Below are 20043 nucleotides of genomic sequence, written 5' to 3'. Positions count from 1 at the left end.
GATGTTGAAATTTCTCTTGTATGTTTGTACAAGTCGGTGAAATTAATACTATTGCGGTTTGGCTGAATGGTTATTTTTCTTCATTACGGACTTGTTCAACTTCCTGAAGCTCTTGGTAAAGGTTTTCGTAGTCATTAGCAATACTTTCGTAAAATTCTAATTGTTTTTTTGTATTATTCAAACTTATATTGAAAATTGTTAATCCAATAGCTAATACAGTAATTGTAGTAGCGAACTTTTCAATAGATGAGTTTGTGAAAGGTAATAGTATGTAAGGTCCTGCTACTATAGAAAAGATAGCAAAAAATAAAGATACAAACTTTAAAACTTTACATAATAATCTTACTCTAAAACGATGCTTAATAGGTAAAGCTTTCTTGGTGGAATAACTATCGTAGTAATGCTGTGAAATGTCAGAGATAACGAAAAATACTCCTGCCAAGGCAATGCACATTAAAAACTGATTGCTTATGGATATTAAGTCGAAAATAAACATAACACCGAAAACAATAAACGTTAATCCTATGAACTTTACAAGGACATTTGGTTCACTTAATTCATCAACCATAATTTTAGCTATTTGTTTCTTAATGAATTTCATAAATACCTCCTAGAGTTATAAAAATATTGTAACTGCAATTGAAATGGAACTCAAATTGTTGGTGTCTCAACTTTTAAGTTTTGACACCAGTGAGTCGATGTAGTATTATCTGTATATTAAACGGTGTCGTAATTAAGTGTCATAAATAAACGTGAAATGAGGAACTGAAATGACAGTATATGGATATGCTCGTGTGTCAACTAAAGGTCAGGAACTAGAGGTACAGATTGAAGCATTAGAGAAAGAGAATGTGGAATACATCTACAAAGAAAAGTTCACAGGTACATCTACAGACAGACCACAGCTACAAGAACTGATTGAAACTTTGCATGCAGGAGATAAGTTGATTGTAACTAAGCTAGACCGTTTAGCACGTAACACCAAAGAAGGTATCGAACTAATCGAACAATTATTTGAGAAAGATGTGAAAGTCCATGTGCTGAATGTAGGCTTATTGGAGAACACAAGCATGGGACGATTCTTCTTAACAACTTTACTTGCGGTTGCTGAAATGGAGCGCAATATGATAATTGAACGTACACAGGAAGGCAAAGCCATTGCCAAACAGAATCCTAACTATCGTGAAGGGAGAAAGCCTACATACACAAAGGCACAGCTAGAACATGCTTTAAGTATGCTAGAGAACCATTCATACAACCAAGTGACAGAAAAGACAGGAATAAGTAAGAGTACATTAATCAGAGCCATGAATAAGCGTAAGGCACAGAAATTACAGTAAGTACATGAGCGTAACCTTATCAATTCATCCCTTGATTTATAAGGCTTTAATCCGCTTCAATTGTTGCTATAGGGAAGCCGTAAAATCAAGCTTTTACATGAGTCGAGGTGAAGCTGTCATGAACGTGTCAGATGGCTTGTGAGTGGGGCATAGCTGGCTCGTAGCTTGCCTCTAGAGGTCGATTTGAACAATTGGGTCAGTGGAGGTCGAAAGCTTGTCAAAGAGCCATTTCAAGTGGTGCATGGCATGGTTCAGGTAGGGGGTGTTTTCCGATATATTGATGATAATAAATGAAGAATTCAAGCCTCCTACTACAACCACACCAAAAGGAAAATGGAGCGATACGAGATTAATCAAAAAAAAAATTTAAAATTTTTTGTAATCACTACTTGTAAAATAAAAACCGTTGAGAGAGAAAAGGTATAAACTATAATGCTAATATCTTTAATATAGTAAAAATTTAAATGAGAGAGTGTTAATTATGGATAAAAGTAGGTTTAACGAGTGGTTCAATAAAAAAACTGTGATTGAGCTAATTAAACCTCAGGTAGCTGAAGAATTTTTAGATGGCATTCAAAAGTCAGAAGAATTGTATAAAGAGTTGGCTACTAGTTATAGAAATGAATTTTTTTATAAAAATACTTTGTTTAATAAGTATTTATTAGGTACTTATAGTTTAAATACTTCAATTGCAATGAGTGAAATAGAAATTAATAAATCGAAAGCTGATTTTGCTTTAATCAATAGGAAAAAATCATTTGTAATTGAAATTAAAACTGACTTAGATACGTTAGATAAGCTTATTTATCAGATTGAGGACTATTACAAAGTTTTTTCGATGGTCTATGTTTTAACTTCTGAAAATTATTACTATCAAGTATATCGATTAACGAAAGACACTAATGTAGGAATAATGGTTTTAACTCAAAAAAATGCAATAAGTGTTAGGAAACAAGCTACTGAGGACTACAGTAAATTAAGTCACGAAAGCCTTTTTCAACTTCTTAGAAAAAATGAGTATGAGGGGTTAATTGAAAAACAATTTGATAATGTACCAGAAGTAAAACCGATATTCAAATATGCAACATATCTGAGTATGTTTAAGAAGATAGAACTAATAAAAGCTCAAAAATTGGTATTTAATATATTATTAGGGAGGAAAAACAAGAATGATGTAGAATACCTAAATAGAGTGCCTTTAGAGTTAAGGTGGTTAGTATATCAATCGCAGCTTAATAAAGAAAAATTTGAAAGGCTCTTAAATAATCTACAAGGGGGATTTTGAGTGTATTATCCATTTTTACGTGGGAAGCAACATGAACTTTTTGCCTTAAGAGATTTAAACGAAGTAGGTATATTAACCGAGGATATAATACCTATTATTGAGCCAGTGAAGTATTCTACACAGTTGGTGAACACACTTAGTGGTCTACTAGATAGTAATCGCCATGTAATTGTAATAATGAATCCAAGTGTTGGGACATTCGTTGATGATTTGACAGAAAATAGAGAACAACTTGAAGAGGTTTTAGAAGTTATGAGTCATTCACATGCCATAATTGGATATCATTTAGAGTCTGATAATGCATTAGATGAATTACCACAAATTGTTGAGAGATGTGGTGGTGGACTTGAGAATGTAGCTATTTTCCATAATGATTTGAGAAATTTAATTACTTATGACCAATTATTTGGAGAGCTAGAAGCTCAATTTAACTTTATACCAGATGAAACCCCTTTTAGAAGAAGATTTGCAAATAATAATGGAATAGTTTTAAAGGATTCATTTGAAAAAAGAACACCTAATGCTGAGTATTTGAATCATGAAGATGAATGGTTTTCAGCAGAACATTTATATCATGAAGAGGAAGGTTTTATAGGGTTTGCAGATTACTCTATTGTGGGCGAAGAGTATACAGAAAGTGGATTTGGTGCTAAAGCAGTGGCTATTCATATTTTATACCCTGACAATCAAAATCATTTAAGAATTAGACATTTTGTTTCTGATTCTAATGAAAACCGAGCAGACCAAGCAGGTAAATTTGGTGAAGCTTTGGAAAAGTTTATTGAATGGTATAACGAAAATAGTTCACCGACAATCAACACTCAAGGTTTGAATGAATTGTTAGCGTGTCACCATAACGGTAATTTCCCGGGGCTAGGGATGTTAAAGCGGTTTTCAATAAAACATCACTTGGAACTTATCGGTAATATTTTAGTTAGAGCTTAAGTACATTTTTAAGTGAACAACTTGATGAAGTGTAATCTGTAGCAATTAAACGGGATAAACTATGTGTTTATCTCGTTTTGTTATTATATAACTGTACTTGAATTAAAGGTATAATTATCTTAAGTAACTTGAAAAATCTCTTAGAGTCATCTGAAAATTAAAGGGGGAAAGGTATGGCAGTAGAAGAAAATAAGCAATTGCAAAATGAATTACATAAAGCATTATTAGAAGCAGCAAAAAGTGCTAAAAGTATTGGATACAATCCTACTAAGTTTAATCAAATGATAGCAAATGAAGGTGGGTACACTGTAGCAAAAAAACTGATTCATAGAACTTCTACAGGGTTTGAGAAATTATGGGAACTTAACAGATTAGATTTATCAACTGAAGCTGTGATACTACAAAAGAAATTTAAACCTTTGTTTACTAAAGAAGAGTTGGAGACTGCTAAAACTAGATTAAGTGAATTTGGTTATGAGGTAGAAGATATAAGTTTCGATTTACCATCTTTACAACCAAGTGGTCGAGAAAGAGAATTTAATGACTATGAAGACTATTTAAAAGCAAAAGTTATTTTTGAACATATTGTTAATGGCTTGAAACATAGAGAGCTTGACGAAGTTGTTCTTGGATTAGATAAACAGAAAAGCAAAGGTTATCAATCAATGGGTATCCTTCATTATCTGGGAATGAAAGCAGATTATAAAGGAATCTTTGAAGGTAAAGAATTAAAGGAAGTTATAGAAATATTAAGAGAGCAGGGCAAAGGTTATGAAGATTCAGTCTGTTTGTTAACAATTCTAGATGATAGTGAGTTAATAAATACGATTAATTCTGACCTTGAAGCTGAAGAAGTTGAAGAAGGTCATGGCATAGAAGGTAATGTGAAATATTACTATGGAAAACGTTACGAAAGAGATTCTAAGAATAGGAGATTAGCGATTAAAAAACATGGCACTAAATGCTTTGCGTGTGAATTTAACTTTGAAGAAGTTTATGGTAAAAGGGGGAAAGACTTCATCGAGGTACATCATATTAAACCTTTAAGCACATTAGAAGAAGCGGTTGAGATAAATCCCGAAACAGATTTAGTTCCACTATGTGCTAACTGTCACCGAATGATACATAGAAAAAAAGATGAAGTATTAAGTGTTGAAGAATTAAAAGAAATTATTGGTCAACATAGACATTAGGATACACATTTAGATAGAGAGAGGGATTAACATATGGAGAGATTGTTATATTATCCATCATTTTTTATTCAGGATGAAAGCTGGCTAAAATTTGCATTATTATATATGACTGAAATTAATACTATAGTTCCAGAAGATGCAGATATACAGCTTACACAAGTCCATCAAACAATATTAAGAGAGACTGATTTACTCGTTTCATATAGGCCGAATTTTGATGAAAGAATTGAGACTACTAAAATGGCTTTAACCAAAATAGACTCTGAATTGAATAGTGTTTTTGCTAAGGCTTCAAAACGTGACAGGATAGATTATGGGCTTTATGAAACATGGAGGAATCCGAATCTTCAAAATTTCGAGCTGTTTAGCTCCAAGTTTAGTTATCAATTAGAAACGTATTGTTTGGAAAATGGTTTCGCCCAAAGAACTGAAAACGGTGTAATAATACACGAAGATATCGGAAACTTATATATGTCAATTTTAGCTGATGAAATAGCTAATAAAAATGATATGTCAATAATTACTGATATGAAAGACCATAAAAATAAAAAAAGAATAGTTCGAAGTCCTTACTATTCCAAGAGAATAATACAAACAAGTAATTCAATTAAGAAATTTATTGAATTAAAGATTCCTATGAAAATTGAAGATATTCAATTAGAAGATATAATTAAACTAAGAAATACCCAATCATATCAACAAAAACTAAAAGAGTTTCAAAAGCTAGTAGATGTTATGATTAATCAACCAAATTATAAAGTAAATGAAAATACACCATCGGATATTGAGAGGCTATTAATAGAAGGACAGCAAGGATTAGCTTTCGAGTTATTAGATTTAGGTATTGCCCTTACTGGTACTATAATAGGAATTACTAGTAGTTTTAATGGTAATATTTCAGAACAAGTTAGAGAAGGATTGGGAATTGGAAGCGTTGGGACAAGTTTAAGACCGTTGCATACAAGATTACAAGATAGAAAAACGAGAAAAAAAGCAGCTAGTTTTGTAACTGACATAAGCAAATTACAAGTTAATTCGTATTATAAAGAAGGTATTATTGGCAGAAAGTGAGAATATCTTCTTGGAAATATTTTTTAATGGTATTATAGGTTCAAAGATACTTTCGGTCTAAGAACGTAATTTGACCGAATCCCTAAATTCAAAGAAACGTAGTTGTCTCAGTAGCTCAGCAGGATAGAGCAACAGCCTTCTAAGCCGTCGGTCGGGGGTTCGAATCCCTCCTGGGACGTTTTTAGCAAAACGTAGATCGATTTTAAACCAAAAAGAAAAACGCTTAAAACCTTGAGAATACTGGGTTTTAGGCGTTTTTTACTTTGTCAGGAAGATATCGAGTATCGCATTGAATATCATATAAAATTTATATTAGGTAAACAAAATGTAAACAAGGTGAACAAAAAATTAGGATGAATAAATGTTAATTGCAATTTCTTCATCGCGTTTTTCCATTTCTTTTAATACGTGTGAATAGTGGTCAAGTGCTTTCAATTAAAATAACACAATATAATGTGCTATTCAAGGATTGGAGGTGCTGTATATTGATTTTTAAATTAAAAGAGGTTAGGAAAAGTCGAGGGTTGTCACGATACCAATTTGAAAAATTATCTGGTGTAAATGACTCAACTTTACAAATGATTGAAAATAATGAGAAACCAAATCCAACATTTAAGATTATGTGTAAAATAGCAGATGCATTGGAAGTAAGTTTAGATGAATTAAGAGGTCGATAATTCTCTTAAGAGACGAGACGTTACATGGGTGTAGCTACAGAAGCGTTAGGATTTAAAAAAATGATGGGGGTGAAGAATGTGAACATTCAGGAAGCAACAAGGATTGCTTTGAATGAAGGGCTGTTTATAACAAGAGAAATACAAGGTTTTGAACATTTTAGAATTCAACCAACTAATACTGATGATTGTTATATAGTTCATATCTCAAAAGATTATATAGGTCAGGTTGGTGAAAAGTATATCCCCGGCAAACGTTGGAATCCGAAAGCATAGGATATATTGGCAAATGATTGGACGGTAAGACCTATTTTCTAAGATAGAAAGAACTGCTCAGAAAAACTGAACAGGTAGTTTCATTATTCTTTGTCAGAAGATAAAGCTTTATTTACCCAATATTCATCTCCATCAATATTAAGTAAATTAGCGACTTCCTTGAAAGAATCAACAAAATTCCTGAATTCAATGTCTGACCATTGATGACTGTGATCAGTTCGAGCATTTGTTAATAGCTCGTCGTTATAAACAGAAAAGCGATGGAAGAATTAGCTGAAACCTTATTATGAGTTCCACTAGTGTCGATGCAAAGGTTCTTTACGTGATTATGTGGTCACCAAGTGAACAAAATTATGAAGGTAAATTTGTAATGGATTTATTGAACTTAGAAACAGACCAAATTATTGAAAAATGGTGTGGTGGGAAGAAGAAGCTAGGTCGATATTATCGTAGATAAGAAAACAAGAAGTCACATTTAACAAAGTGAGGCTTTTCGCTAAAACAAATAAGAATTTTAGCTTAGAAGTGTTATTTACATTTATTTATAAAAATATAGTGTTAAGAACTAATTAAAGTTGTTAAAATACATATATTCCATATATTGGTGTAAAATTAATTAAGTAAATATTTTATTAAAATGAGGTGATTTTAGTTGAGTAGTAAAAAAAATATAATAAAAAATAGAGTGCTTTGGGCGTCTGTTTTTTTCTTTGTAGCATTATTACTCATTATGCAGCTACAAACAAATTTAAATTTGTTAATAAAAATTTTTATTGCAATAATTATTTCTACGTTATTTTTCTTAGTTAATTATCCATTGAAAAACAAAAAATGAAATGGTATTATATTACTTAGGAGTTATAATATGACAATAAAAATCAAAGATGGATTATTTAAAATTATTATGGTAGTAGCAATCGCTATGTTTTCTATTCTAGGGGTATTTACTGAAAACACTAGTGCAAGAGAATACGATGAAAGCGAGAACTTAGAAGAAGAAATTGCATTAATGGAAGATTCCTTAGAGCTAATTTATGAGACAGGTGTAGTTACTAACGAAAAAGGTTATTTCTTAGGGTATAATAGAGAGGTTTTTGAAAATGTATTGAGTAAGTACGATGATTATGAAGGGTTTATGCAACAAATTGAGGATGAGGGGTTATTTGTCACTACAAATCAAATCGATATTTCTGAAAAACCTCAAATTGGTACTAGAGCTGCAGCTTGTGGATGGCATTTAATGAGACCAACAGCAGAATTTACAGCAGCCCAAAATAAATGTATCACTAACGGTATAACTTCTAGTTATGGTTACATAGCTATAGCAAGTACTATAGCAAATTTAATTGGAGATAAAGAGTTTAAATTAGCTGCAGAAAAAATAATTAAATTAGGATTTAATTCAAATATTTGGGGAGTTATTACAACCCTTACGTTGATTCAGGTAGAGTGCGCAGCAGAAATGGATAAAAAATTCCCTGGAAAAAGTAATTGTGAGTAAAAAAGTGTTGACTAATTGCATATGAAAAAGTGGAGACTACTAATTCGGTGGTCTCTTTTTATGATTTTACCAAAAAAGAAAGAACAACGCTTTCTTTTAGTTATGCTCTTCATTTCTATTAATTCAATTAAAATTATGATAAGTATTGTGGAAAGGTGATAATATTGGAAAACTTGAATGCCCTTGTGGATACAGTTGCAATGTAAAAGACGCACTACATCGAGATAGTAGGAGTATGAAGAAAAATCAAATCCGTTCATATATTCTTTGCCAGAATTGTGGTGGAGAAGAAACAATTTTCGTTGAAGATGAACTAACGGAGAAATATGCACGTGAACAAGAAGTGTTATCGGAAAAATGGCAAAAAACTAAACAAAAAGCGCATCTTACGAATGGAATTACTAAAAGCGAAATATCTCGAAAATAAAGAAAAGCAATCGAAGTAACTACACTTCAAAACGCCTGTAAGTAAGGTGGGAGGTGGTGAAGATGAATTATGGCTAGAAATAAAAACCGAAATAAAGCGTGGAAATACTACCTGAAAAATAAGGGGAACGTAACGTTAAAGGCACTAGCGGTTAAGTATGGAGTAAGCAAAAGTACCATACGTCGTTGGAAAAAAGAAGATCGATGGGATGAAGAACAACCGCCAAGTTCGGGTAAGAAAAAATCTGCACGTTTACTATTTCAGGAGTGCTAAGGCTGGCATTAAAAACATCTTCATTACTGAAACATATCGCTCACAGGAACGACAAAATTATTTGTATGCACAAGGGAGAACGCGACCCGGACAGATTGTTACGTCGACACTAAATAGTAATCATAAATCACGACTAGCATGTGATATTGCGGTTGGTCCTCCACAGTCATTGTATGATGTCGTTGCATTAAACTGAGTAGGGGCTATTGCACGAAAGCTTGGCATTACTTGGGGCGGTGATTGGATTGGCAGTATTGACCGACCGCATTTTGAAGTGAAACCAACTTGGTTAATGCCTAAAGGCTACAAATTAGAAGGACAAGTAACTGTTCCGACTAATAGCAAAGGGCAAGTGCAATTAATTGTGGAAGACAAGAAGGAGGAAATTATAGTGAATGCAAATTGGAATCCAGGTTCACCAGCTATGAAAACTGAAACGGAAAATTTTATTGCACAGGCTGTTAAGGATGGTATTATTCAAGATTCACACTTCAAGGATTTACAAAATGGTATGATGACAACGGATCGCTTGATTGGTTTATACATTACAATTCAGCAAAGACGAGCAACTAAATAAAAGACATTGACCAGGTTATCACTTAGATGTAGGATTTTAATAGTACAATAATGGCAAAGGTGGTTGATAAATAAATGAAGAATAACTATACAGTAATGTTTCTTATGTTCTTTGTCGCATCAATTACGGGTGGATTAGCATTAAAGAATATTTTAGACTATTCAATGGTACTGGGATTTGGTTTAGGAACAGTATTCCTTCTGTTTTCTGTATTTTTCGCAGTAAAGAATCAAAATACTCCAAAGGCATAAATTTGTTGTTAACGATATGGCAGTACAGACATTACAACGTAACTACAAGGTGATTGAAAATCTTAAAATGAGCATTGTTTACCAATACTTGATAAGCTTTTGGATGACATTTCACAAGAATGTTACAACTCCAAAAGACTGTTGGTTAAAGATAAGATAAGAGTAGTGAGATGGGAAAAGACAGATGAATACTTTAGTGATTTAATTGTTGCCACAGCAGGTGAGGACCTTGTGCTGACGTATGCAAATATGGCTTTGAAACGCAAGTGGAAAATTTATTATTAAGTCATCAAAACAAACAACCAGGCGCTCATAGTTAATTGAGTACCTGGTCTTTTTTTGTTTATTGTTTGGTAATAATGCCTAAGCGTTCCTTAATTGCGAACTGAAGTAATTGAGAGAAATTTATACTTTCTTTTTCTGCTGCATCATTTAACCATTTAGGAATTGTTAAAGTTTTTTTAACAGCCTTGTTTTCAATCTCATCTCTAATATAATCTGTTCTGACTTCTACAATCGAGATAAATGCACCTTGCGGAAGGTCGATATTACTTGGATTTGAAGGGGCAGGAATTTGTTCTCCATCTTCCTCCATTCCATATAAAAAACCTACTAATACATCTTTAGCCATGTATATTGCTTCATCCATATTAGAACCTTCTGTAATACATCCCGGCAGGTCAGGAAATGTTATTGTAAAACCATTTTCATTGTCGAGAGAAAGTCGATGAAAGCAGTAATGACACGGTTTGCCGTCCACAATCTGCAAACCAATCATCTAGTTCTTTTAATCTTTTAAGTTCTAAACAAGCAAATAATATTATGAGTCTTGGTAATGAATTGGCTTTGCAAGCTGAAAAGAAAACAGAGTACATGAACGAATATCAAGTGATGTTGTTTGATTTCATGAATAGCTTGCCATTGGCTGATAACTTGAAAGATGAATTACACAAGGTTGTATTAGCTGCACAGGTTCAAAATGCACCTGACTTCATTAAAGCGAAAAATGTTCTATTCAAGATTGCAATGGATATTTAAGAAGGTACTTTAACTGTAGCAAGTACATTAAGAGCTGTATTTGCAGGAGCATATAACAAGGCTATAGACCGTCTAAAGAGTAAGCCGAGTAAATCATCATATATAGAAGAAACTCCATATAAAGAACGTCCAGTACCTTTTTATAATTGGTTAGTGGAAAGAGATAGCCTTCCACAATCAATTAGTAGTAGACTATATAATTTACAGAACTGAGTAGAATGGTAGATGTGAGAAATAATGTTATGGAAAAACACTATACTTTTGTCGGGTTTTTAACATCCATTGGTAGAATATTAAGTTGCTGGTATATAATACTAAGAAATTATGTTTTTAAAACTGAGTAGGAGGAGAATAATGAAAAAATTATTTATTGTGTTACTAGCAGCATTTGTATTTGCAGTAGTCAATCCAACAAAATCAGAAGCGAAAGTGATGTATGATGGAGCAGAAGTTGTAAAAGGGCAAACAGGGAAAATGACCTTTAAAAAAGACATTAAGGTATACAAGAAAAATTCAGATGGTACGTTTGAATCTTTAGTGGTTAAGCGAAATAACTTCTTTAGAACGTATGATATTGAAAAATATGATAAAAAAATATTCTATCAAATGGGCCAATACCGCGTACAAGCAACGGATTTAGTAGTTTTCAAAGAAGTACCAATAGAAATTCGTTCATCCTTTTATAACAAACCAACTTATATTGTTATTACTCGCGATGGGATTAATGACGGCTTATATTACGGATCTCACTTTAAACTAGAAGGACCATGGGGCATTTATTTCAAGGATACAAATAATGGACAACTACTAAAGTATTGCGACAGTGGTGATGGTAGTGAGGAATTTTGTTACGAGTATTCTGGTACAGACCTTAAAATCGCTGAGACAATATCGAGAGAAAGAGGTGTACGTTATGAACTAACAAGAGATGAAGAGGGGAAAGGCGTTCCATTAAAAGAATCTAAAACTGAAAGAATTATGAAAAAGGGAAGTACTGTTTTTTCAAGGTATGATCAAGAAATTAATGGTTATATATATGTATCCGATGACTTAGAAGAAAGACTCGATAATGCTGTTTACCTTCCAATGAATTCACTAAAGCCAGTTAAAGATAAGTAATAGATTGGAAATTATATTATGCCCTCTTATTTATTTGATAGGGGGCTATTTTTCTTGTTTGTTGACATACAGATAGGATGTTTGTCGATACCTTAGCTTAGCTGAATAAACCATAAAAGACCACTCCTCGATAAGGGGTCTAAAAATCAAGGTAAACAAAAAGTAAACATTATAGTTAATAACCATTAATATTTCAACATTGTAGTATGTCCTCCTGGACGTCTAAAGGTTCAGATAGATTAAGTTTGAACCAACTGAAAAGCGCTTTAAATCCTTTGTTATCAAGGGTTTGAGGAGTTTTTCCTTTTTTGGAATAGGTTAGAAAAGGATTTGTGATTGTTATTGCACTAAGCCGCAAAAAGGTTATTGTAACTATTTACATACAATTAGCCGAGCAGACTTCGGAGCAACCCATATTTCATTAACTTTTATTATTCAATCAATTCTTTTTAATCATTTAAAAAGTGTTCGTAGAAAGGGCAGTTTCATGATGATTAGTTATAATGTAGGTTTATAAAAAAGTTTGATTAGTCTTTTTTAAATAATAAATGGTTTTAAAAGTGAGTTAATATATTCAATAAACGGGCTATATTGTTGAATAACTTCTTTAAAGGAAGTTGTGAAAATTATATTGGGTTATGAAGTAATGTGGAAACTAAAGCAACAGATCCGTTCAAGTAGGATGACATAGATTATTCTTCGTCATTAAAGTTGAACCAAAAAGAAGGATTACCACCTTGTCGACAAAAGGGACTAAGAATAGAAATCTTAGTCCCTTTTGTTATTTATATTAATGGGTTCTTACTTTCGTCTTGCCATACTTTTCGAGCATCCCCTCTCTATGAAGCTGTTGACCAAGTCCAAGTAGCAATTATAGTAGCCTGCTAGCAATACATATAAAGTTGATTGGAGCGAAGGACGGGCGACTCCTGCTCAGAACGCACAGTACGTAAGACGCAACAGACCGCGAGTTAGCGAGGGTTGCGGCTTACGATGTGCCCTCGGAAAGCGATCGCCCGTAGCGGAAATCAACGGGCAGTAGTTATCACTTCTGTATTAATTTAAAATAAAAAAAGGACTATAGATAAACTTGAAAATCTTTGAGGTTATCTACAGACTTAAAATCAGTAATAGTAATCTATATTAGTCGATGCATTTACAATATGGTTTGTTCAGAATTTGTTTAACAGACCTATGATAAGATGCGTAAGGGGCCGATAATAGAAATACAGGTGAAAGTCATATTGCCTAATGGATTTAATTCTAACAAACTGATAGTTTGATGTTATAAATAATTGTGTTCAAGTAGAGGATGCGTGATAGTGAAAAAAAATATTAGCATTACTGTGACCATTATCATGCTATTTATTATCGTATATTTTGTTGGCAATGGAGATTATTTTGTTAGTAGTAGTCAGCAGATTGTGCAAAATGGGATAGTTACGATTGAAGAAAAAGAACTACAAGAAAATACTATTTTAAAATTAGATGGAGAATGGTCGTTCTATCCAAATATTTTAATATCGTCAAGTGATTCATTTGATGCGTATGAGAGCGAAAAAATACTAATTGAGGTTCCGTCTACTTGGAATAGTTTTGTAGAACCAAATGAGGAAGGCCTTACTGTAGGAACATATCATGTTAAGATAAATGTACCAATTGAAGGGGAATATGGATTATACATTCGTTCAATTCACCAATCTAACCGTGTTTTTATAAATGGAGAAGTTGTAGGCGGTATGGGGAATCCGAGTGAAACCTTAAAGGACTTTAAGTTCGAAAATGATGATAAATATACGGTGTTTGCAAAAAGTGAAAATCAAATGCTTGATATTGTAATTCATGTTGGAAATTATAATTATCCAAAAGCTGGTATTACTTTTCCTATTGAGGTTGGAACAAAGGAAGCTATTCAAAGAGATTTTATCATGAAAATTTTAGCAGAATCGTTTGTATGTATTGGTTATATTATATTCGGTGCTATTTATATTATATCGTATAGTCAAAATCGGAAACGTAAAGAAGAATTGTTTTTGGGGTTATTCACTATATTATTCGGACTGTACATGTCGTTTACTAATGAAAAAATATTTTTCTTTATTTTTCCTTATTTAAATATAAATGAACAATTGCGTTTGCAATTAGGGATTTTACCCCTTGTCGATGCTTGTTTAGCATTTTTTCTCTATTATTTGTATCCGGAGTTTATGAGGAAAAAAGCAATTTATATTATTAGTATTTTGTTAGGTTTCCTTTTTTTTATCTATGGGATTTATAACCCGATTACAAAAAATAGTATGATTATACCAATAGAAAATCTAGTTCTTTCAAAAATAATCTTTGCAGTAATTTTTATTCCAGTTGGGCTTTATAATGTGTTTGTGTTATTACGTGTGCTTATGAAAGGTGTAGAAGGTTCACGTTATATTCTAATTCTTTTAGTATCTCTTACTTGTTATACTTTTTTAATAGTAATGTATTATATTTTTGATATACCTATAGTTTATAGTGAACAATTATTGTTTATTTTTACACTATATAGTTTTGCATCTCTGCTTAGTTTCCGAGCAAATACATCTTTTAAGAAAGTGCAAGCGTTATCGGAAGAGCTATTGATGCATAATCAAATGAAAGATGAGTTTTTATTGAAAACGTCTCATGAATTACGTACACCTTTAAATGGCATTTTAAATATATCCAAGTCGTTAATGGAAGGTGGACAAGGACCTTTAAAGCGTGAGCAACAAGAAAATGTCATTTTAATACATAGTGTCGCACAACGTTTAGGTTATTTAGTAGAGGATTTATTAATTTCTTCGAATCATATGACTGAAGAAGTTCGTGTGATGCCTCGTGTTGTTCCGATAAGCGTAATTAATGAAGTAATTGAGGAAATTCGTAGTTTAATGTCGAGTGATACAACCATAAGATTAATGAGTGTAGTAGATTCAAATTTACCCCATATGTATACAGATGAATTACGATTGAAACAAGTGCTTTATAATTTACTCTACAATGCTCTGCAGCATACAAAACATGGACAAATTACAGTCTTAGCTAGTGTACGTGATGATTATATGGAAATACAAGTAAGCGATACTGGAATTGGTATACCATCACAAGACTTAGATCGAATTTTTAATTCCTTTTATCAAGTAAAGAAAGGCAAAAATAGTGGGGGACTTGGGTTAGGATTAAGTATCTCAAAAAATATAGTAGAACAGTTAAATGGGGAAATTCATGTAACAAGTACATTAGGTGTTGGAACAATTTTTACTTTTACGGTGCCGCTTGCCACACTCGAAAAACTAGATATTGAAACACAACAACAGATGGGCAATCGAGCAGAAAATACTATACTACAGCTAGATTTACCATTATTGCATAAAGGTAATGACAAATCCATACTCGTTGTTGATGATGATCATGTGAATATAAAAGTACTAGTGGACGCATTAATTCAAAAAGGCTATACCGTTATTGGGGTAGATAATGGGTTTGATGCGATGGATTATATAAAGAAACATAAAGTAGATTGCATGTTAGTCGACTTAATGATGAATGGTATGTCAGGCTATGAATTATGCAAACAAGTACGAAAACAATACGATATGTTGGAATTACCGATTATTGTTTTAACAGCAATTATGCAGCATTCAGATTTAGTGTTATCTTTACAAGTTGGGGCAAATGATTATTTGCCAAAACCGATTGCGATGGATGAATTACTAGTGCGTATTCAATCATTACTAGCAGTTCGACAATCTTCCATTGATGCGATTGAGGATGAAATGAATTATTTATATGCGCAAGTAACGCCTCATTTTGTCTACAATACACTTAATACTATTATCGGCTTAAGCTATACAGATATAGAAAATACACGAGAGGCGTTATACAGTTTAGCAACTTATTTCCGTGCCAAGCTGAATGTCCATTATCGTAACAGCATGGTTTCTATAGAAGATGAAATAGACCTTGTAAAAGCATATCTCTATATTGAAAAAATGCGCTTTGGTGATCGTCTTACAGTTGCATATGATATTGATGAGTCCATTCAATCTTTGATTCCAGCATTATCAATTCAGCCTATAGTTGAAAATTCAGTTTTTCACGGGATTTCGAAGAAAAAAGAAGGTGGTACTATAGAGGTGAGTGTGCAAAGAGAAGGTCAATTTATACGTATAAAAATTTATGATAATGGGATCGGTATCTCAGAAGAAAAGTTGCAACGATTAGTAAATGAAGAAAACTCACGTATTGGATTTACGAATCCGTTGAAAAAATTTAAGCTTATTAAAAATGCCAGTTTGCGTATATATAGTGAAGAAGGTAAAGGAACTACTGTTATTATTCTATTACCAGAAGGTGATGCATAGTGAATATAGTCATAATTGATGATGAAAAAATGGCAATAGATGTATTAAGAATTATGCTAGAAAAGCTTACACAATTTACGTTTTGCATTAAAGGTACGTATACAAATGTTAGGGATGCATTTGCACTTTTTGAAAAAGAACGAGTAGATGTCGTTTTTTTAGATATGGAGATGATTGACGTTCATGGGTTGCAAGTTGCCAAAAAGTTACTAGTTAAATATCCAAATATGCAAATTATTTTTGTGACAGCCCATGCGAAGTTTGCTGTAGATGCTTTTGATATAGAAGCAACAGATTATTTATTAAAGCCAGTTCGAGAAAACCGTTTATTGAAGGCAGTGACAAAAGCACAGCAAGTATTTAGTCTACGGCAAGAAATGCAATCTAAAAAAAATGAATTACATATGTATGCACATACTTTTGGTAGCTTTCGTCTATTAGATGTCCAACAGCAAATTGTGAAATGGCGTACAAGAAAAGTAAAGGAATTGTTTTTATATTTATGGTTTAATCGGAATAAGCCGCTATTAAATACTGTAATTATGGAAGAATTATGGCCAGAAGCAGAGATAGAGAAAGCTGGGGCTAATTTACATACATCCATCTATCAATTACGCAAAATTTTGAAGCAAAATGGTAGTGAAAATCCGATTCTATTAGTAAATAATCACTATCAATTAAATATCGAAATTGATAGTGATTATGAGGAACTATTACAGTTGTTAGAAAGAGAGCATTATGATGAACAAGCAATGCAACAATTATTAAATTGCTATGAAGATGATTTTTTAGCGGAGGAAGAATATCATTGGGCGATTCAAATACAACTTCGCTTAAAACAAAGCGTATTACATGTATTAGAAATATATATCGCTCATACGAATGAAATTAATCCATTGCTAAAACTAAATTGCCTACAAAAGATGCTAGAGATCGATGAATTTAATGAGCAATACATGTTTTTGCTCTTGCAATTTTTAATCGAGAAAAATAAAAAACAAGATTGTACACAATGTTTTGATATGATCCAGCAAAAGTTACAGGAAGAGTTAGGCGTGCCAGTGCCAGATAATATTAAGAGTATTTATGCAGAATATATGATACGTGTATAGAAAGTTAGCTAATCATTGCTTTCATCCTCAATGCTCACTTTTTCACTTTGTTAAAATAGAACTGATAAATAAGGTAAGGTTGAATTAATAATAAATATTTGTATATGTAAAAAAGTGAATTTTTTAAAGTGCTTTTTTAACGACCTAATCGTTGCTTTTTTTACTCGAAAATTGTTGAATTGTTCAGAAATTGTTCAACGAAGCTTTTTTAAATAGGTTCATGATTAATTGAAGGGTTGGACCACTTGCCAATAGTAAATTAGTTATATTAGTCTGAATTATAAAAAAATATTGAAAATCATGTGATCACTATTTATAATCAAAATGATTTATACTATAAAGGAGATGATGAAGGAAATGAAGAGACTAAGTATTTTGTTGTGCGCGTTAACATTAGTTTTTGGATTTTTTGCATTTTCAGGAATCTCTATAGCTACCGAAGAAACAAGCTTTAACGATGGTGAGAAATTTACACCAGTAACAGAACCGGTAACGGAATCAGTAACAGAACTACCTCTTGGTTTTGACATCGATAAAGAATATGAGGATGGGGAAATAATATCAGAGACAATCACTAAATCTGATTTTAATCCACTAGGTTTTTATCTTTATGCAGATGCATCGCACCAAGTGTACTATACATTTAATAGCTCTATCCCAACATTGTATCCTTACGAAAAATGGATTGATGGCTATTTATATAGAGGAAATCTAAAATTACAAGGAGCAGTGCCAGCGGGAAAGGGTTATTTAGCTACATATAGTGGAAAGATTTCTACATTTGTTAACTAAAATAAGGATTTGCTATAATAATAAAAGCCATGCTCATTTATATGCGCGTGGCTATTTTTAGTTAAAACTGATATTATTCAAGGTTATTGTATTTCTGTTTAACGTATTAATTGAATGACATTGGGATGGTCATCAGCCTGAATTAATAAAGTTGCTGAAGTAGGTCGTAAATCATGGAAACGTATCTGAGATAAATCAGGATTCCTTTCCATAACGCAATCTCACCATTGACTTATTGAATCGGGGCAATAGGGTTTCCAAATTTTTTAAAATAGAAACATATGTTCGTCTCATTCTCCCTCTACTCCAGCATCTTCTGCAATTAAATTTTTTTAATTAATCTTCTTAACGTAGCTCACAATAATTACTCCCTTCAGTAAGCCTATAACCATCAAAATAATGATTATTAAGATAGTGATATAATCTTTTCTTCGCAAAATCGTATTCTACATTAAAGAACGCTTGAATTGTAATAATTGCTTTTTCCTCATTTACAGGTAGTTTAATCTTATTAAGCATGAAAGTGGGTACACAGGCTTGGAGAGCAAAACTATTTGCTTTCCATTCTTGATACTCTCTGAAAAGAGAAATAGATTTTGCTTGGTTACCAGAGTGTACTGTTGCATGACATAATTCATGTCCGAATTCCTGCCACTGCCTTTCTTCAGACAATCTAGAATCAATAAAAATTACATTTCCTGTATTAGTAGAATCGTAAGGTAAAAAGTATAGTGTAAAACCAAGGCGTGAGGCGATTAATCCTGGATTTAGTTGTTTAGGTGTTGTCACATCAATACTTGTAAATAATTCACGAATGTAATCTTCTAGATGAGTATAAATAAAATTCATAATATCCCTCTTTTATCAAACATATGTTCTATTTATGGTAACAAAAAAATTCACCAAAGAAAAGGCGAATTTTTATAATGTTTGGAAATGTTACAAATTATTGTGATTTATTTTTTGTTTTCTTGTTGACGTTTCAATACTTCATAGAAAACTTCAAACTGTTCTAATGCATCCAATAAATTTTCCGGTTGGTTTTTGAAAAATAAATCTTCTCTAGTTAAAAAGAAGTCAATTACCTCTTTTTGATATGCACTCAGATTGTTGTATTCATTATCAGAGATGCCAGCTTGAGTATGTAAAGCTCTTTTATTATCTGTTCTCCCTAAAAGATAATCTATAGACACATTGTAGTAGTCCGCAATTTTTTCTAAAATTTCATAATCAGGATTTCTCTTCCCTTGTTCATAAGCAGTATAAGCTGGTCTAGTAATGCCTAGAATGTCTGCTATATCTTGTTGAGTTTTGTTATCTGATTTTCGTAGATATTTCAAGCGTACACCTAGCATAATTTCACCTCGCGTTTCTAAATATAATTATATGTAACAATCTGTTACTAATCCAATAAAAAATAATAATGTAACAAAACGATACATTTATTGTTGACTAAGTAACGAATTGACACTATATTATAAATAAGCTATATGAAAGGTGGTCAATAATTGGAAAATCGGACTTGGTTAAAGACAAGACGTTTAGAAAATAAACTGACTCATGATGATGTCGCTAAAGCATCTGGAATTAAACGTGCATATTATACCATGATTGAACAAGGTAAACGCAGGCCTTCTGTACATGTTGCTAAATCTATTGCGGTAGTATTAGATTTTGATTGGGTTCTTTTTTTTGATGATAAAAGTCACGATTCGTTACAAAACGACTGTATAAAATGTATTTATGTAGCGATATGATACAACGTTTGTTAACTAAGGAGGTTATATTGA

General features: G+C 32.3%; 24 protein-coding genes and 1 tRNA gene. 21 read left to right on the top strand and 4 right to left on the bottom strand.

Annotation, left to right across the window (positions count from 1 at the left end):
• Window positions 1-70: 70 nt before the first annotated feature.
• The gene (locus ACQKNX_RS11550; RefSeq protein WP_426761400.1) at window positions 71-601 is read right to left on the bottom strand and encodes a hypothetical protein; all 531 of its coding nucleotides are present in this window, start codon (window positions 599-601) and stop codon (window positions 71-73) included.
• Window positions 602-770: 169 nt separating this feature from the next.
• Between ACQKNX_RS11550 and ACQKNX_RS11545 the strand changes: the two genes are divergently transcribed.
• The 15 genes from ACQKNX_RS11545 to ACQKNX_RS11475 all read left to right on the top strand — a co-directional run bounded on the left by ACQKNX_RS11545 (window position 771) and on the right by ACQKNX_RS11475 (window position 9813).
• Window positions 771-1340, top strand: a complete 570-nt coding sequence (locus ACQKNX_RS11545; protein ID WP_427428992.1) for a recombinase family protein — start codon at window positions 771-773, stop codon at window positions 1338-1340.
• Between the two features lie 481 nt (window positions 1341-1821).
• Window positions 1822-2625, top strand: coding sequence for a sce7726 family protein (locus ACQKNX_RS11540; RefSeq protein WP_427428991.1), 804 nt, complete (start codon window positions 1822-1824; stop codon window positions 2623-2625).
• Window positions 2626-3570, top strand: coding sequence for a sce7725 family protein (locus ACQKNX_RS11535; RefSeq protein ID WP_426761397.1), 945 nt, complete (start codon window positions 2626-2628; stop codon window positions 3568-3570).
• Between the two features lie 173 nt (window positions 3571-3743).
• Window positions 3744-4763 carry an HNH endonuclease gene (locus ACQKNX_RS11530; protein ID WP_427428990.1) on the top strand — a complete coding sequence of 340 codons (1020 nt, stop codon included), beginning with the start codon at window positions 3744-3746 and terminating at the stop codon, window positions 4761-4763.
• A gap of 33 nt (window positions 4764-4796) precedes the next feature.
• Window positions 4797-5834 carry a hypothetical protein gene (locus ACQKNX_RS11525; RefSeq protein WP_427428989.1) on the top strand — a complete coding sequence of 346 codons (1038 nt, stop codon included), beginning with the start codon at window positions 4797-4799 and terminating at the stop codon, window positions 5832-5834.
• Between the two features lie 104 nt (window positions 5835-5938).
• Window positions 5939-6012 (top strand) — tRNA-Arg (locus tag ACQKNX_RS11520).
• Window positions 6013-6244: 232 nt separating this feature from the next.
• Window positions 6245-6511 carry a helix-turn-helix domain-containing protein gene (locus ACQKNX_RS11515; protein ID WP_427429193.1) on the top strand — a complete coding sequence of 89 codons (267 nt, stop codon included), beginning with the start codon at window positions 6245-6247 and terminating at the stop codon, window positions 6509-6511.
• A 24-nt stretch (window positions 6512-6535) separates the two neighbouring features.
• Window positions 6536-6784 (top strand): hypothetical protein, encoded by a 249-nt coding sequence (locus ACQKNX_RS11510; RefSeq protein WP_427428988.1) that lies wholly within the window; start codon window positions 6536-6538, stop codon window positions 6782-6784.
• A gap of 286 nt (window positions 6785-7070) precedes the next feature.
• The gene (locus ACQKNX_RS11505; protein WP_427428987.1) at window positions 7071-7241 is read left to right on the top strand and encodes a hypothetical protein; all 171 of its coding nucleotides are present in this window, start codon (window positions 7071-7073) and stop codon (window positions 7239-7241) included.
• Window positions 7242-7649: 408 nt separating this feature from the next.
• The gene (locus tag ACQKNX_RS11500; protein WP_427428986.1) at window positions 7650-8285 is read left to right on the top strand and encodes a hypothetical protein; all 636 of its coding nucleotides are present in this window, start codon (window positions 7650-7652) and stop codon (window positions 8283-8285) included.
• Window positions 8286-8520: 235 nt separating this feature from the next.
• Window positions 8521-8712 (top strand): hypothetical protein, encoded by a 192-nt coding sequence (locus ACQKNX_RS11495; protein ID WP_427428985.1) that lies wholly within the window; start codon window positions 8521-8523, stop codon window positions 8710-8712.
• A 69-nt stretch (window positions 8713-8781) separates the two neighbouring features.
• A complete protein-coding gene (locus tag ACQKNX_RS11490; protein WP_427428984.1) occupies window positions 8782-8985 on the top strand; it encodes a phage terminase small subunit-related protein in 204 nt (67 codons plus the stop codon).
• Complete coding sequence (locus ACQKNX_RS11485; RefSeq protein WP_427429197.1) at window positions 8921-9181, top strand: hypothetical protein; 261 nt, start codon at window positions 8921-8923, stop codon at window positions 9179-9181. Before ACQKNX_RS11490 ends, ACQKNX_RS11485 begins: the two co-directional genes overlap by 65 nt.
• A 195-nt stretch (window positions 9182-9376) precedes the next feature.
• Window positions 9377-9562: a hypothetical protein gene (locus tag ACQKNX_RS11480; protein WP_427428983.1), complete on the top strand. Its 186-nt coding sequence runs from the start codon at window positions 9377-9379 to the stop codon at window positions 9560-9562.
• Between the two features lie 74 nt (window positions 9563-9636).
• Complete coding sequence (locus ACQKNX_RS11475) at window positions 9637-9813, top strand: hypothetical protein (RefSeq protein WP_427428982.1); 177 nt, start codon at window positions 9637-9639, stop codon at window positions 9811-9813.
• Between the two features lie 343 nt (window positions 9814-10156).
• Here the strand turns inward: ACQKNX_RS11475 and ACQKNX_RS11470 are convergent, their stop codons facing one another.
• Window positions 10157-10573, bottom strand: coding sequence for a type II toxin-antitoxin system HicB family antitoxin (locus tag ACQKNX_RS11470; protein ID WP_427429192.1), 417 nt, complete (start codon window positions 10571-10573; stop codon window positions 10157-10159).
• Between the two features lie 62 nt (window positions 10574-10635).
• Between ACQKNX_RS11470 and ACQKNX_RS11465 the strand changes: the two genes are divergently transcribed.
• The 5 genes from ACQKNX_RS11465 (at window position 10636) to ACQKNX_RS11445 (ending at window position 18253) form a co-directional block, all read left to right on the top strand.
• The gene (locus ACQKNX_RS11465; protein WP_427428981.1) at window positions 10636-10851 is read left to right on the top strand and encodes a hypothetical protein; all 216 of its coding nucleotides are present in this window, start codon (window positions 10636-10638) and stop codon (window positions 10849-10851) included.
• A 354-nt stretch (window positions 10852-11205) separates the two neighbouring features.
• On the top strand, window positions 11206-11970 hold the full coding sequence (locus ACQKNX_RS11460) for a hypothetical protein (RefSeq protein ID WP_427428980.1): 765 nt from the start codon (window positions 11206-11208) through the stop codon (window positions 11968-11970).
• Window positions 11971-13292: 1322 nt separating this feature from the next.
• Window positions 13293-16349: a hybrid sensor histidine kinase/response regulator gene (locus tag ACQKNX_RS11455; protein WP_427428979.1), complete on the top strand. Its 3057-nt coding sequence runs from the start codon at window positions 13293-13295 to the stop codon at window positions 16347-16349.
• Window positions 16349-17461, top strand: a complete 1113-nt coding sequence (locus ACQKNX_RS11450) for a response regulator (protein ID WP_427428978.1) — start codon at window positions 16349-16351, stop codon at window positions 17459-17461. The genes ACQKNX_RS11455 and ACQKNX_RS11450 overlap by 1 nt, the downstream gene beginning before the upstream one ends.
• Before the next feature lie 357 nt (window positions 17462-17818).
• Window positions 17819-18253 carry a hypothetical protein gene (locus ACQKNX_RS11445; RefSeq protein WP_427428977.1) on the top strand — a complete coding sequence of 145 codons (435 nt, stop codon included), beginning with the start codon at window positions 17819-17821 and terminating at the stop codon, window positions 18251-18253.
• 345 nt (window positions 18254-18598) lie between these two features.
• Here the strand turns inward: ACQKNX_RS11445 and ACQKNX_RS11440 are convergent, their stop codons facing one another.
• Together ACQKNX_RS11440 and ACQKNX_RS11435 are read right to left on the bottom strand one after the other, a co-directional pair.
• Window positions 18599-19102 (bottom strand): ImmA/IrrE family metallo-endopeptidase, encoded by a 504-nt coding sequence (locus ACQKNX_RS11440; protein ID WP_427428976.1) that lies wholly within the window; start codon window positions 19100-19102, stop codon window positions 18599-18601.
• Between the two features lie 107 nt (window positions 19103-19209).
• Entirely contained in the window at window positions 19210-19608 is a 399-nt protein-coding gene (locus ACQKNX_RS11435) for a helix-turn-helix domain-containing protein (RefSeq protein ID WP_427428975.1), read from the bottom strand.
• Window positions 19609-19761: 153 nt separating this feature from the next.
• Here ACQKNX_RS11435 and ACQKNX_RS11430 point away from each other — a divergent pair, with 153 nt between their 5' ends.
• Window positions 19762-20010, top strand: a complete 249-nt coding sequence (locus ACQKNX_RS11430; RefSeq protein WP_427428974.1) for a helix-turn-helix transcriptional regulator — start codon at window positions 19762-19764, stop codon at window positions 20008-20010.
• Window positions 20011-20043 lie beyond the last annotated feature (33 nt).

This window comes from Lysinibacillus sp. NPDC093712, assembly GCF_050280025.1.
GTDB lineage: Bacteria > Bacillota > Bacilli > Bacillales_A > Planococcaceae > Lysinibacillus.
This window is presented reverse-complemented; position numbering and strand designations above follow the sequence as displayed.

Excerpts from the sequence above, each read along its gene's own strand:
- ACQKNX_RS11550 (WP_426761400.1), bottom strand. The coding sequence starts at position 601 with ATGAAATTCATTAAGAAACAAATAGCTAAAATTATGGTTGATGAATTA.
- ACQKNX_RS11545 (WP_427428992.1), top strand. The coding sequence starts at position 771 with ATGACAGTATATGGATATGCTCGTGTGTCAACTAAAGGTCAGGAACTA.
- ACQKNX_RS11540 (WP_427428991.1), top strand. The coding sequence starts at position 1,822 with ATGGATAAAAGTAGGTTTAACGAGTGGTTCAATAAAAAAACTGTGATT.
- ACQKNX_RS11530 (WP_427428990.1), top strand. The coding sequence starts at position 3,744 with ATGGCAGTAGAAGAAAATAAGCAATTGCAAAATGAATTACATAAAGCA.
- ACQKNX_RS11525 (WP_427428989.1), top strand. The coding sequence starts at position 4,797 with ATGGAGAGATTGTTATATTATCCATCATTTTTTATTCAGGATGAAAGC.
- ACQKNX_RS11510 (WP_427428988.1), top strand. The coding sequence starts at position 6,536 with ATGGGTGTAGCTACAGAAGCGTTAGGATTTAAAAAAATGATGGGGGTG.
- ACQKNX_RS11505 (WP_427428987.1), top strand. The coding sequence starts at position 7,071 with ATGAGTTCCACTAGTGTCGATGCAAAGGTTCTTTACGTGATTATGTGG.
- ACQKNX_RS11500 (WP_427428986.1), top strand. The coding sequence starts at position 7,650 with ATGACAATAAAAATCAAAGATGGATTATTTAAAATTATTATGGTAGTA.
- ACQKNX_RS11495 (WP_427428985.1), top strand. The coding sequence starts at position 8,521 with ATGAAGAAAAATCAAATCCGTTCATATATTCTTTGCCAGAATTGTGGT.
- ACQKNX_RS11490 (WP_427428984.1), top strand. The coding sequence starts at position 8,782 with ATGGCTAGAAATAAAAACCGAAATAAAGCGTGGAAATACTACCTGAAA.
- ACQKNX_RS11485 (WP_427429197.1), top strand. The coding sequence starts at position 8,921 with ATGAAGAACAACCGCCAAGTTCGGGTAAGAAAAAATCTGCACGTTTAC.
- ACQKNX_RS11475 (WP_427428982.1), top strand. The coding sequence starts at position 9,637 with ATGAAGAATAACTATACAGTAATGTTTCTTATGTTCTTTGTCGCATCA.
- ACQKNX_RS11465 (WP_427428981.1), top strand. The coding sequence starts at position 10,636 with ATGAGTCTTGGTAATGAATTGGCTTTGCAAGCTGAAAAGAAAACAGAG.
- ACQKNX_RS11460 (WP_427428980.1), top strand. The coding sequence starts at position 11,206 with ATGAAAAAATTATTTATTGTGTTACTAGCAGCATTTGTATTTGCAGTA.
- ACQKNX_RS11445 (WP_427428977.1), top strand. The coding sequence starts at position 17,819 with ATGAAGAGACTAAGTATTTTGTTGTGCGCGTTAACATTAGTTTTTGGA.
- ACQKNX_RS11440 (WP_427428976.1), bottom strand. The coding sequence starts at position 19,102 with ATGAATTTTATTTATACTCATCTAGAAGATTACATTCGTGAATTATTT.
- ACQKNX_RS11435 (WP_427428975.1), bottom strand. The coding sequence starts at position 19,608 with ATGCTAGGTGTACGCTTGAAATATCTACGAAAATCAGATAACAAAACT.